The 13,430-nt window shown below is 50.7% G+C and carries 11 protein-coding genes; 6 read left to right on the forward strand and 5 right to left on the reverse strand.

Annotation, left to right across the window (positions count from 1 at the left end; all coding sequences use genetic code 11):
• Positions 1-47: 47 nt before the first annotated feature.
• Positions 48-1,409 (reverse strand): lysine-sensitive aspartokinase 3, encoded by a 1,362-nt coding sequence (gene lysC, locus AB182_RS12060; protein ID WP_047370304.1) that lies wholly within the window; start codon positions 1,407-1,409, stop codon positions 48-50.
• A gap of 782 nt (positions 1,410-2,191) precedes the next feature.
• Between lysC and AB182_RS12065 the strand changes: the two genes are divergently transcribed.
• Complete coding sequence (locus AB182_RS12065) at positions 2,192-3,577, forward strand: diaminobutyrate--2-oxoglutarate transaminase (protein WP_071845871.1); 1,386 nt, start codon at positions 2,192-2,194, stop codon at positions 3,575-3,577.
• Positions 3,578-3,594: 17 nt separating this feature from the next.
• A complete protein-coding gene (locus AB182_RS12070) occupies positions 3,595-5,058 on the forward strand; it encodes a pyridoxal phosphate-dependent decarboxylase family protein (protein WP_047370306.1) in 1,464 nt (487 codons plus the stop codon).
• 61 nt (positions 5,059-5,119) lie between these two features.
• Here AB182_RS12070 and AB182_RS12075 read toward each other — a convergent pair whose 3' ends face one another.
• Positions 5,120-6,310 (reverse strand): citrate synthase family protein, encoded by a 1,191-nt coding sequence (locus AB182_RS12075; protein WP_222708278.1) that lies wholly within the window; start codon positions 6,308-6,310, stop codon positions 5,120-5,122.
• A 696-nt stretch (positions 6,311-7,006) separates the two neighbouring features.
• On the opposite strand from AB182_RS12075, the gene AB182_RS12080 reads away from it, so the two are divergent.
• The 4 genes from AB182_RS12080 (at position 7,007) to AB182_RS12095 (ending at position 10,673) form a co-directional block, all read left to right on the forward strand.
• The gene (locus tag AB182_RS12080; protein WP_047370308.1) at positions 7,007-8,335 is read left to right on the forward strand and encodes an MFS transporter; all 1,329 of its coding nucleotides are present in this window, start codon (positions 7,007-7,009) and stop codon (positions 8,333-8,335) included.
• A gap of 127 nt (positions 8,336-8,462) precedes the next feature.
• Positions 8,463-8,837 (forward strand): VOC family protein, encoded by a 375-nt coding sequence (locus tag AB182_RS12085; RefSeq protein WP_047370309.1) that lies wholly within the window; start codon positions 8,463-8,465, stop codon positions 8,835-8,837.
• Positions 8,838-8,904: 67 nt separating this feature from the next.
• Positions 8,905-9,858, forward strand: coding sequence for a 2-hydroxyacid dehydrogenase (locus AB182_RS12090; RefSeq protein ID WP_047370310.1), 954 nt, complete (start codon positions 8,905-8,907; stop codon positions 9,856-9,858).
• Positions 9,859-9,908: 50 nt separating this feature from the next.
• Entirely contained in the window at positions 9,909-10,673 is a 765-nt protein-coding gene (locus AB182_RS12095) for an SDR family oxidoreductase (RefSeq protein ID WP_047370311.1), read from the forward strand.
• A gap of 305 nt (positions 10,674-10,978) precedes the next feature.
• Here AB182_RS12095 and AB182_RS12100 read toward each other — a convergent pair whose 3' ends face one another.
• The 3 genes from AB182_RS12100 to AB182_RS12110 all read right to left on the reverse strand — a co-directional run bounded on the left by AB182_RS12100 (position 10,979) and on the right by AB182_RS12110 (position 13,154).
• Entirely contained in the window at positions 10,979-11,314 is a 336-nt protein-coding gene (locus tag AB182_RS12100) for a hypothetical protein (protein WP_047370312.1), read from the reverse strand.
• Between the two features lie 17 nt (positions 11,315-11,331).
• A complete protein-coding gene (locus AB182_RS12105) occupies positions 11,332-11,922 on the reverse strand; it encodes a phage tail protein (RefSeq protein ID WP_047370313.1) in 591 nt (196 codons plus the stop codon).
• Between the two features lie 818 nt (positions 11,923-12,740).
• Positions 12,741-13,154 (reverse strand): nuclear transport factor 2 family protein, encoded by a 414-nt coding sequence (locus AB182_RS12110; RefSeq protein ID WP_047370314.1) that lies wholly within the window; start codon positions 13,152-13,154, stop codon positions 12,741-12,743.
• Positions 13,155-13,430: the final 276 nt, after the last annotated feature.

Genomic DNA, 13,430 nt, shown 5'->3' on the forward strand with positions numbered 1-13,430 from the left:
ATCACCCGAAGCGAGCGCCGCATCGGCTCGCTTCGGGCGGCACAGTTTTATTCGAATAAATTGCGATGAAGGACTTTGACTGCACTGTCTGATGAGGCGGCAGGTAGCAGGAAACATAGCGTATGGTCGGACGCGCCGTGGCAAATCATCCGCACGTGATGTTTTTCCAGCTCAGTAAACACATCTTTGCAGACACCGGACGCCTGAGTGAGGTCGTTACCGATAAGTGTTACCAGGTCCAGACCGGTCTCCAGCTCAACGCGACAGCGGGAAGAGAGTTCGGTCAACAACGACGTGGTCAGCGAGTCTGCATCACCCGAGGTGGCGCCCGACGCATTGAGGATCAGCGCGATGCTGGTTTCTGAGGTGGTCACCAAATCAATCGCCGTATTATGACGTGACAGCACCGCAAACATCTCAGCCAGGAATACGCACGCAGGTTGGGTATTCAGACTGTGCAATTTCAGCAGCGTCTGTTTGCGACGCACGGCCAGCGCACGGTAGCGGGGGGGATTATCCGCATGGCAACACACCAGTGTACCGCCTGCAGACGGATTTTTACTGGAACCCACAAAGACCGGAATATTTTTGCGCATTGCCGGCAACATAGTGGCAGGATGCAGCACTTTAGCGCCATAGGCCGCCATTTCGCTGGCCTCAGAAAAGGTGACGTTATCCATGCGCTGTGCCTGGGGAACAATCCGCGGATCGGTGGTGTAAATCCCGGCAACATCGGTCCAGATATCCACGCGTGCGGCGTGTAACGCCTCACCAAACAATGAGGCGCTGTAATCGCTACCGCCGCGCCCCAGGGTCGTCGTGTGCCCCTTCGCATCACTGCCAATAAACCCCTGCGTGATCACTAACGCCTGTTCCAGGCGAGGGCGCAGCTGTTTTTCCGCCAGTTCCGCGATTGCCGCAGGCATCGGTTCTGCACAGCCGAAACCGTCATTTGTACGGATCACTTTTCGTGCATCAAACCACTGTGTTTCAACGCCGCGCTCACGCAACACCTCGACGAACAGCAGACTGGACATCAGCTCACCGTGACTGACTAACGCGTCGTTCAACGCCGTTGAACTGACACTGGCCGCTTCTTCGGCAAGACGGCTGATATTGTCGAGCAGATGGTCAATTTCCTGACTAATAGCCGTTGGCTGGCTCAGTCGGGAAATAATGTTGTACTGAATGGCGCGTAGCGTTTCGATTTTGTCCGTACGTTCACCCCTCTCCAGGCCAGCGGAAAGCTCCACTAACAGATTGGTGACGCCAGCAGAGGCGGACAAGACAACCAGACGAACATCTTGATCGGCAAGGACGATGGAGGCACTACGGTTCATCGCGTCAAAATCAGCAACACTGGTGCCGCCAAATTTTGCAACAACGATTTGTGGATAAATGCGAGTCATAACAATCTCATATCAGGGCGCCATATAAGGAATGGCATGAAAATTTTCATTCTCGGCATAAGGGAAGCGGGCTGAGAAAGAGGGAATAACCCCGTTACGTCAGCGGCTTACGCCTTACGAAATGTCCGCCCGCGAACATTTCTGATTACAACCCAGGATGTTGCTCCCGTTGTCGATAACATGTTTGCCTGTAACGCGTTACCGGGGTGTTACTTATTTATTACTTAAATTATTAATTTCCTTTTGCAATACGCGTTTCTTCTTTGTCGCGCAGGGTTAAGCTGTCGTGAAAATGTCACGTTTTCTGGTTAATTTTGGCAAACGTCATCGCCGCTTTTACCAGGTATTGCGATGTACAGGGATTTTATCGCGGGCATAGTAAGTGATTTAACCCGCCGGATCGATAATTTCCTTACGCTTTATGGCAAAGAAGTAAAAAAAATAATAATGCACTCAAATGCTTCCATCATTATTAACTTTAAATGACAGCAAATCCAGAATAAATAACCATAATATAGGTTAAGGCGATGCCGCTATCACGATGTTGTACATAAATCAGGCATTACGCACTAAGTAACAGAATTAGTTACAAAATATGATGCTTACAATAAAGCCAGTTGCGTTGTTTCTCATTGATTTCAAATAAAAATGTCTTAAAACGGTGTGGAAAATAAAATATTGAGTCCGTTGCTAAAAAAACATATATTAGCCGCGTTTTTTACACCCCCCCTTAAACATTAATTCAACCCGGCGTTAATCATACCCGCGGTTGTAGGAGTGATATGATGACGGATAAAGTCCGTATTGATACTTTGAGTGCTAATTCATTACCGCAAAGCAATGAAACCTTTTTAGCAAGACAAGCTGAGTTTGAATCCAATGTCCGCAGCTATCCGCGCAAATTGCCTTTAGCGATTGCCAAAGCGCAGGGCGTTTGGATCACTGATGTCGAGGGCAATCAATATCTTGACTGCCTCGCAGGTGCCGGGACGATGGCGCTTGGTCATAACCATCCTGAAGTGCTTCAGAGCATCCAAAGTGTCATTACCAGTGGCTTACCGTTACATACGCTCGACCTGACCACGCCGTTGAAAGATGAATTTTCATCTTATCTTCTGTCGCTGTTGCCGGGTCAGGGTAAAGAGTACTGCCTGCAATTTACCGGTCCTTCCGGCGCTGACGCCGTTGAAGCCGCACTGAAACTGGCGAAAAAGGTCACCGGCCGTTCTGGCGTGATCAGCTTCTCCGGCGGTTACCATGGCATGACCCATGGCGCGCTTTCTGTGACAGGTAACCTGTCACCTAAAGAAGCCGTCAACGGTATGATGCCAGAAGTGCAGTTTATGCCGTATCCAAACCAGTACCGTTGCCCGCTGGGTATCGGCGGTGAAGCCGGTGTTAAAGCGCTGACTTACTATTTCGACAACCTGATCAATGATGTCGAGAGCGGTGTGCGTAAGCCTGCTGCTGTGATCCTGGAAGCTGTACAAGGCGAGGGCGGCGTTAACCCGGCCCCGGCGGAGTGGCTGCAGCGTATCCGTAAAGTGACGCAGGAACACGGCATTATGCTGATTATCGACGAAGTGCAGGCTGGTTTTGCCCGTACCGGTAAACTGTTCGCCTTTGAACATGCTGGCATTGAGCCTGACATCATTGTTATGTCTAAAGCTGTCGGTGGCGGTTTGCCGCTGGCTGTTCTGGGCATCAAAAAACAGTTCGACGCCTGGGCACCGGGTCACCACACCGGTACCTTCCGTGGCAACCAGTTGGCGATGGCAACCGGCCTGACCACGCTGAAAATCCTGAAAGACGATCGCATTGCCGATAAAGTCGCTGTGCAGGGCGAGTGGCTGAAAGGCAAACTGGCCGAGCTGCAGCAACGTTACCCGGTCATCGGTCACATTCGCGGTCTGGGTCTGATGATCGGTATTGAGATCGTTAAACCGCACGAAGCGCAAGATCACATGGGTTGCTACCCGGCTGACGGCGAACTGTCTGCACTGTTACAGAAAGAGTGCTTCAAAGCAGGGCTGATTCTGGAGCGCGGCGGCCGTAACGGTTGCGTACTGCGTCTGCTGCCTTCGCTGTTGATCAGCAATGCAGAACTGGAAATCTTCCTGGATAAATTTGAAACCGCGTTGCTGAACGCTGGCGTTAAACCTGTTTAATCGGAGTTGTCGATAGCATGTCTGATATTAATCCGATTCTGTCAGGTTCTGAGCAGAGCATTGCTGCCTATCAGGACGCCATTGAGCAAAGCACGAAAGCCGTTGTGCAATGGTTACAGCAACCTGAGATGTATCAGGGCAAGACCGTCGAGCAGCTTCGCGAGCGCATCAATTTAGCGTTTAACGCTCAGGGCCTGGGTAACCAGGCCGCTATTGAGCGCGCCGTTGAGTATTTTCTCAAAGACAGTCTGTCCGTGCACCACCCGCAGTGCGTGGCGCATCTGCACTGCCCGAGTCTGGTGATTAGCCAGGCGGCGGAAGTGCTGATCAACGCCACCAACCAGAGTATGGACTCCTGGGACCAGAGCCCGTCTGCCACCATCATGGAAGTGAAGCTGATTGAATGGCTGCGCGAACAGGTTGGTTTCGGTGCGGGCGACGCCGGTGTGTTCACCAGCGGCGGTACGCAAAGCAACCTGATGGGCCTGATGCTGGCGCGTGATGCGTTCTTTGCTCGTCAGGGCCACTCTGTTCAGCAGAACGGTTTAACGGGCGATCTCAGCAAGCTCAAAGTGTTCTGTTCGGAAAATGCGCACTTCTCCGTACAGAAAAACATGGCACTGATGGGGCTGGGTTACCGTTCTGTCACGCTGGTGAAAACAGACGAATTCTCGCGTATGGACGTGAGCGATCTGTCCGAAAAACTGGCGCAGGCGAAAGCGAACGGCGAGCAGGTGATGGCGATTGTCGCTACTGCCGGCACCACCGATGCGGGGGCTATCGACCCGCTGGCAGATATCGCGGCACTGGCAGCGAAAGAAGGTATCTGGGTTCATGTCGATGCAGCATGGGGCGGCGCGCTCCTGCTGTCTGAGAAGTATCGCCACTACCTGAACGGCCTGGAGTTAGTGGATTCAGTTACCCTGGATTTCCATAAACAATTCTTCCAGACCATCAGCTGCGGCGCGTTCCTGCTGAAAGATGCACGTCACTACCAGCTGATGCGCTACCAGGCGGCCTACCTGAACTCCGACTTCGACGAAGAGCACGGCGTTCCGAACCTGGTATCGAAGTCTTTACAGACCACACGTCGTTTTGATGCCCTGAAATTGTGGATGGGCCTTGAAGCACTCGGTCAGAAGAAATACGCCGAAATCATCGATAACGGTGTGACGCTGGCGCAGGATGTGGCGGCCTGGGTTCTTGAGCAGCCGCAACTGGAACTGGTCATGAAGCCACAGCTGGCGAGCGTACTGTTCCGCTTCCGTCCGGCGCAGGGGGATATGGCCTTTGTTGCCCTGTTGAACCAGCGCATCGGCGACGCGCTGCTGGCTTCCGGCGCTGCGAACGTGGGGGTCACCGAAGCGGACGGCATCACCTGCCTGAAACTGACGTTGCTGAACCCGACCGTAAACCTGCAGGACGTTAAAGTGCTACTGGAAAGCGTTAAAGCCTGCGGTCAGCAACTGCTGAACGCCTGATTTAACCCGCTACGCGAGAAAAAACCGACAGCAGAGATGCTGTCGGTTTTTTTATGTCTGCTCAGTTGCGCTCGTTCACTGGCACATTCAGATCTGGCCCGATGTAGCGACCGCGCGGGCGAATCACCTTGCAGGTGTTGATTTGTTCCATAGCATGCGCCAGCAGTCCGACGCTGCGGGCGATAGAGAAAAGTGCAAAGGCCGCATCGCCCTGTAGCCGGTAACGGGTCACCAGCGCGGCCAGCACCGCATCAATGTTGGGATAAAGACCGGTCAGAGTGGTTACCTTTTCGATAAATTTGGCGATTTCATCCGGCGGCTCAAACTCTTCCAGTAGTGCAATGGCGCGTGGATCGCCATCGGGATAAAGGTGGTGGCCAAAGCCCGGAATCGGCAGCGCCGAGGAGAGGTAGCGGTTGACCACCTGCTCGGCGCTGGAACGCTCGACCTCATCTAACAGTGCTTTCACGCGCGGGGTGGCATCGCCATGCAGCGGACCGGTGAAGGTCGCCAGCCCGGTCAGCAAACAGGCGGGTAACGATGCGCCGTTAGAGGCAGCAATGCGCGTGGCAAAGGCGGAACTGGTCAGCTCATGATCGGCAAGCAGCACCATCGCTTTACGCAGAATATCCGCCACATCCTTTTCTTTTCCCCAGCCCTTTGCAAGACGCTGATGAATCAGCAAAGAGGGATTATTTTCCGCACCGAATGTCGAGGCCAGATGGCCCACCAGTGTTGCCGCTTCTGCATGCAAGACGCGTGCGGTGCGTGCGTGAGTCGAATGGCCCGTAGCAGTGGCCGCCGCCAGCGCCACAAAAGCATGCGTGCGATCCGGCGGGCAGGGCGGGTAGTCGCGTTCCTGAATGGAAAACACATTCAGGGTTTCCGCATCCCATAGCAGGCGGGCGGTCTCTTCCAGCGTGGCCTCTTTGGCAAAGTTGACCGCATCTTTTCCCCGGTAGTACAGCCGACCGCGGGCAAACGTTGAGATAGCTGTTGGAATACTGGGCTCGGTGCCAAAAAGGGTGTTCGCAGCGAGTGTTTCCCGCTTCCGGCCCTGCTGTTTTTTCTGTTTCAGCTTCTGAATAGTCTCGGCGCTGTAAAGGCTACGACGGATATTCTGCGGATCCGGATGTGACGCAATCAATCCCCGGCTAACGTACGCATAGATGGTTTGTGCGCGTACGCCAAGATAGTCCTGAACCTCCTCCAGCGTAAGCCATGTCGCTACTTTATTCTTGGATTCCATCATTGAGCCTGAAAATGGGGTGGTAAAGCAACGTTGGCACAGCCAGTTGTTGGGCACCAGGATTTTGCATGCCCTCAACGGGAATAACGGGCGAGGGCGGCATGACGCTTTCAGCCGAACAGCGATATTGAACCGAATTAATAAATTTTATCGTTCACTCGGCGTTCCATCAATGTTGATTAACACAATCAACTGATAAACAGATCGCAAAACGGTGAGATATTGCCAGGGCCGTCACTTTTCAGGCGGGAATAAGCGGCGCACCGCTTCGCTTACACATACCACCGTATTTTAAGATACCGTAAACAGCAAATTGTCAACAAACAAAAGCAATCTATCGTTCATTCATCACACAACCGGACGATGATGACGGATATTTATATTGATTAATTTAATCAAGATTGATCCGCGCCAGACCTTATTCTACCGTCAAATAAGTACTCAATGATAAAAACGATAAATTGATTTACGAGTAAGAATGACTTTTATTGAGAATGGTGATAACGAAAAGGAAATTCATGGCTATATAGGGCGCTGTGTCAATTTTTTAACCACAGCATGCGTTTGCAATAATCACATTCTCTACAACAAATAGCGGGCATTTTAGTCGAACAGAATATTTACCTCATAATTATTAGCCACCTGAAAGTACAGGTAGAAAAATATAAAGAACACCTACAAATCCGTGAAGGAAAAAATATGAACCAGGTACAACAACAAGAGCTTACCGAGGCAGCAAGAGTTGCCGACGTGGCAACATCCGGAAAGGCAACACGCATTCGCTATTACATGCTTGCGTTGATATTGTTTGCCACAATAATCAACTTCGTTGATCGGTCGAGTCTCGGCATTTTGGCGCCGTTTATCAGTAAAGATCTTGCATTAGATAAAGTCCAGATGGGACAGATTTTCGCCGCATTTGGCCTGACTTACGCCTTTGCGCTTGTGCCTGGCGGCATTATTGCCGATGTACTGGGTTCGCGTATTGCTTACGCATTTTCTCTGATCACCTGGTCACTGGCTACGATGACGCAAGGGTTAGCCGGTGGTTTTAATATGTTGTTCGGCTCACGTCTGGCGATTGGCGCCCTTGAAGCGCCGGCTTTTCCGTCAAACGCCCGTGCGGTGACGATGTGGTTTCCTACTGGCGAGCGCGGTTTTGCCACCAGTGTTTATGTCATGGGGCAGTATATTGGCACGCCTTTATTTACCGGGTTGCTGCTGTGGATCGCAAACGGTTTTGGCTGGCGCTCCGCCTTTTATTTAACCGGCGGCGCGGGCCTCCTGTTCGGTATTCTGTGGTATATCTGGTATCGCGATCCGTTAAATCATCGTTCAGCCAATGAAGCCGAACTGAAACATATTCGTGAAGGTGGTGGTCTTGTCGGTAAAAAAGAGCGTGACCGCTTTGACTGGAAAAATGCGCTACGATTGTTGAAACACCGTCAGATTCTGGCGATTTGCCTGGGCAAATTCTGTAATAACGCCATTCTGGTATTCTTTACGACCTGGTTTATGACCTATCTGGTTGAAGAACGTCAAATGACGATGATTAAAGTGGGTATTTTCCAGGCGTTACCGTTCCTCGGAGCAACCGCCGGGATATTACTCGCAGGCTTTTTCTCCGATTTCTTTATTCGCCGTGGTTATTCCATGTCGGTGGCCCGCAAAGCGCCATTGATTATTGGTACGCTGTTAGGTTCATCCATTCTGTTAGTTAACTTCGTGACGTCTAATGAATTAATCATTGTTATTTTGACCATCTCTTTTTTCGCGCAGGGTGTGGGTTCATCCTCCTGGGCTGCGGTATCTGAAATTGCGCCGCGCCAATATATTGGTTTAACCAGCAGTATCACCAGCCTTGCGGCCAATATTGCCGGCGTCACCACGCCGATAATGATTGGTTATATTCTCCATGTTACCGGCCAATTCTTTTGGGCGCTCAATATGATGGGGATTATGTGTTTGATTGGTGCCTTTGCCTATTCATTCCTGCTGGGGCCATTGTCCCGTATCGAAATGGATTGAGGCGCGAACCACGATATCAACTCATTAATAGCACAGTGATTGTTCACTGATTTCTCCAGCCTGCGTCGTGATTGATTGACTGCCTCAGGCAACCAGGCTGGATGTGTTTATAGGGAGAAACGAAGTGATGATGTTTAAGTGGGATCATTTACAGTTGCGCAGCCCGGACCCGGAATTGACCGCGTTATGGTTTGAACGTTGCCTGGAGGCTGAAATCATCCGTAAGCCAGGCAAAGTGGATATCCGCCTCGCCGGGATCGATATCTTTATCGCGCCAGTGGTTAACGGCGATGGCGTTGCGCCAGCGCCACTGCCGCCTTATCAGGGGCTGGACCATTTTGGTCTGACGGTCGACAACCTTGATGAGGTGGCCGCCGAATTAAAACAACGCGGCGTGGTATTCACCCAGCAACCGAAAACGCTCCGTCCCGGCGTACGCGGATGTTTTATTCGTGGACCACAAAATATCGCCATCGAAATACTTGAAAGACACTTGCCATAAATGACGAAGCTCACAGGTAAAAACGACTAACACACCAGCCACTGATTGGCGAAACCAGGATTTTTTTATGAAACCCAGCATTTTACAGTTAAATCCCATTCTGATTCCCGCAATTAGCGAGAAATTACATTCTCTCTATACCGTGCATCGCTATTTTGAGATCGCAGATAAAGAGGCCTTTATTAAAGAACACGGTAATTCCATTCGCGGCGTTGTTTCCGGCGGCCATACAGGTATTAGCAATGCGCTTATGGAAAAACTGCCCGCCCTTGAAGTGGTCGCCATTAATGGCGTAGGGGTGGATGCGGTTGATCTGAATTACGCCCGCAAGCGCGGTATTGATGTCACAGCGACGCTTGGTGCGCTCACCGAAGATGTGGCTGACCTCGCCATTGGCCTGCTGATCGCCACCTGTCGCGGCATCTGTTCCGGCGACCGCGTGGTGCGTAACGGGCTGTGGGCGAAAAATCCGCATCCCGGTTCCATCCCGCTTTCCCGTCGTTTCAGCGGTATGCGGATTGGTATTGTTGGGATGGGGCGAGTGGGGCGCGCCATTGCTGCTCGCGCATCGGCATTCGGATGCCCGATCAGCTATACCGACCTTCACGCGATGAAGGACCTGGATTACCCGTTTATTGCTGACCTGGAGGAACTGGCACGCCAGAGTGATGCGCTGATCCTTTCCGCTTCTGCTGATAAAGCGGAAGGCATTGTTAATGCTGCCATACTTGATGCGCTCGGCCCGAATGGTTTTCTTGTTAACATCGCCCGTGGAAAACTGGTCAATGAACCTGACCTGGTTGCGGCCCTGGCCGAAGGGCGCATCAGCGGCGCGGGGCTGGATGTTTTCGTTGATGAACCGAACGTTCCTGAGGTCCTTTTTGGTCTGGACAGCGTTGTGTTGCAGGCGCATCGTGCCAGTGCCACAGTGGAAACGCGTACTGCAATGGGGGAAATGGTTCTGGCGAGCCTGGCACAGGCACTTTCCGGACAGCGCCCGGATAACAGTCTGACCCGTTGATTAGAACTGCTATTATTTTATTTATCAAACTATTAAAAAAGGAAGCCGTTATGATCACGTCAAGAAAGATTGCGCTGGTTACCGGTGCGGGCAGTGGGATTGGCAGGGCAACTGCGCTGGCGCTGTTCCGTGCCGGTTATTTTGTTGTTCTCGCTGGTCGCCGTCTGGACCCGCTACTGGAGACAGTTGCGGCGATGGAAGACAGCAGCGACGGCGGCCAGACGATGGTCGTCCCAACTGATGTTACCGATCCCGAATCGGTTACTGCGTTGTTTGCGCGGATCAAGGATAAACTCGGGCGCCTCGATGTGCTGTTTAATAATGCCGGGACCAATTTCCCCGGTATCCCCTTCGAAGATCTGAGCTACGAGAAATGGTCCGCCGTGGTCAATGTCAATCTGACCGGTATGTTCCTTTGCGCTCAGGGCGCATTCCGCCTGATGAAGGAACAAACCCCGCAGGGTGGCCGCATCATCAACAACGGTTCTGTCTCCGCACACGCACCGCGTCCCGATTCGGCGGCATATACGGCGACCAAACATGGCGTAACCGGGTTGACGAAAAGTATTTCGCTCGATGGCAGAAAGTATGATATCGCCTGTGGCCAGATTGATATTGGGAATGCGTATACTGAATTATCGCAGCGTATGTCTAAAGGCGTGAAGCAGGCGAACGGCGAGTTGGTCGTAGAGGCGATGATGGATGTATCGCAGGTCGCCAACAGCGTGGTCTATATGGCCAGCGTCCCGCTTGATACCAATGTACAGTTTATCACCGTGATGGCGACCAAAATGCCGTTTGTCGGGCGTGGTTAAGCGTTCAGAAAATCTATTCACACCAAGGACACAGTCCGCTTACGCGTTAATGGCTAAACGGACTGTGTCGCGAATTACCCCGGCCTCTTCACGTGACAGCGCCTTCCTCAGATGCCATGAGCAGAGGAGAAGGGGGACTACCATTGACACGGCGGTCCCGGAAAGAGCGTGTACATCAATTTACGACAAGCGGCTTAGATTTAGTTCGTGATGTGCGCCTGGTTTTCTTTGATGGTGGATAAATGGGTGTGGTATCCATTAAAACAGCAGCACTGAAAGGCGCAGATTTTTTCTGCGCCTGTACGCTAATTAAAAATAAGCTGAAAATAACTGTATGCAGGATCTCTTCCCATATCCAGTATGCGATTAATACTGATGCCCTCTATTTTTAACCCATGATGGTCCGACGACTCAGGCAATTGTAAAATACCAAAAGCATTCACCAGTAACGTATTGGCGGGCCCCTGCAGTTCTACCAGAAAGGGTTCGCGTGATTGATTTCGTTGCGTAGGTATTTGTGCATTTGGTTTTAATATTACCTTTTTAACCAGTAAAGGCAATTCCATACCATTATCTGCATACATGACACAGGATTGCCCAATGAATGGGGTAAAGTTGTGGCTGCAAATATCTTTCAGCATAATTTCATCCAGGTATTTTAGTCATTATGAGGCGGATACAGTCCTTCGATGGCAATACAGAAATTGATAGCCAGAAATGGGTTCATAACAGAGAATGGTGCGTTTGCTCCTGCAGGGTCAAGATTTCCGCTCATGCCCATACCGCCAACGCTCACAGGATCGGACAGTGTGCTGGACCAAATATTGGCCAGCCCAGTACCTCCACCTGATGCGCCAATAAATGACGCTTGGGTTGATGGCTTGCTCGCCGGAGTCGCGGGTACAGGGGTGCCGCCAGCCAGTAGTTGTGCCTTCAGGTTGCTTGTGCCATGGGTATGCATAGGCATGTTTGCGGTTGTTAATGCGGCGATACTGTTGCCACCTTTAGCGCCAACATTATGCGCGGGCATATTGATATCGGTTTGTGCCGGCCCGCTGCCAATAAGCATTCGACCAGACAGATTTGGCAGGTTAAATGTCGTGGTGCCATTACCGCCATAGAATATACCCAGTAATGAATACAGGGCTTGATATTGTCCAACACTATATTGTTGCCCATAGCATAAAGCGAAACCATATGGAGGGTAGTTAAATGCAAAGGGAAGAATTGTACCCATATAGACTTCCATAATAACTCCTTGTTTAAAAGATGATTAGTGGAGCTTACATAGTTGGTCGGTGTCATTGGGAAATGACATTAATAGTGTGGACGATTAATGCTGTTTGTCGAATAATTTACGCTACAGTGGCACTTATAAATATTGTATTGGCACTAAATTAAAAACCGGACTGTGTTATTTTTATGTTGAATGTTCAACGCTCAAGTCCAGTGTATCCTTTTCAACACATATTGTCCTTTTACGTGGCATGTCAGAAGTTTCCTCACTATAGGAGTTTCGGTGAGATTAATGAGAAATTTATTCATCTATGCTCGGGGTATTCCGTTCCTCCGTCACAAATAAATGTCGCAGCAAGTAAACGGGAATCAGCGCCGGAGTCATTACCTGAAGACTCCACGATAGTTTCTCGCGCTTTTCAGCGGCGGGAAGGATATCAGGGAGTGGTTGCGGGACAGAAAGGGTGGCCGGTCAGGATCCGGAGAGGCTCGATACGGCTTTTATTCTGGCGAAAACGCGGATTACGACGGATAACCACACCGACGCAATCTTCAAGCCCGGACGCGACAGGGAGCCGCCACTTTCAGCTAATCGATTTTAGACGGGAGGCTAGCAAACGAAAGATGAAGGGGGGCGCTTAACCCTATGATTTTATGTAAACCGTCTAAGGTCAGGAAGAGAGTGAACAATCAGCATCATTTAACATAATATACATTATGCGCACTGACATAAGATTCTGCAGAATCCGGCATTCTTTGGTCATCCTTGGTCCTGTTCATATACGGCCTTTAAATACCTGTTTGCCAACACCATGACGCAGCCTTTACGTACTAGCTAAAGTCTCTGTCACTTGTGTTAGTCGTTTCAGGCATCTGCGGTGTTCCCTGATGAAATCGCATCTGCCAGTCAGTTGGTTCGTTTGTGCTCTTCACCCAAAGTGATGTTCGCAATGTCTGTCGACCGATGCCGCCTTGCTGGTCAACCGTATAACTCCGGTACGTTAATAACACGCACGTGTCATCCAGCACTGACAATGCAAAATCACTGGAATGAATTTCCTGACCGCTGGTTTCCACTATTAATGCACTGATGACATGCTCTCTGTCATATCGCTGGCCTGAACGACCAATTTCAAAAAAATCTTGATGCAGCAATTTTTCCAGTGATGACCTCTGACTTCGCGTTTCTCTATGATGGAGTTTCTGCTCGTTGTGCATGAGCAATGCCAGCAATTCTCTTGTCATCCCGATCTCCCTTATTCACTGTTCCAGGCCGAACCTGATGCGTTTCAGACCGGCAATCATGGCCTGTATTGGTGTTCTGATGGCCTAATCGCCGCGTATGAATTCTTGTGTGCTTTAATCCAAATTCTTAGTCCTTAAAAATGTATTAATAACAAATGATTACCATTACCGTTGACACCCTATCGTTGGCATTGTATAAAACCGCGCCTTGTTATTAATTCTCATTTACGTTTTTACCCGTTTCCGGCCAGGAAACTCGCTAACGAAGGATAGCGT

Origin of the sequence: Phytobacter ursingii, assembly GCF_001022135.1 — a bacterium.
In the GTDB taxonomy this organism is placed as follows: Bacteria; Pseudomonadota; Gammaproteobacteria; order Enterobacterales; family Enterobacteriaceae; genus Phytobacter; species Phytobacter ursingii.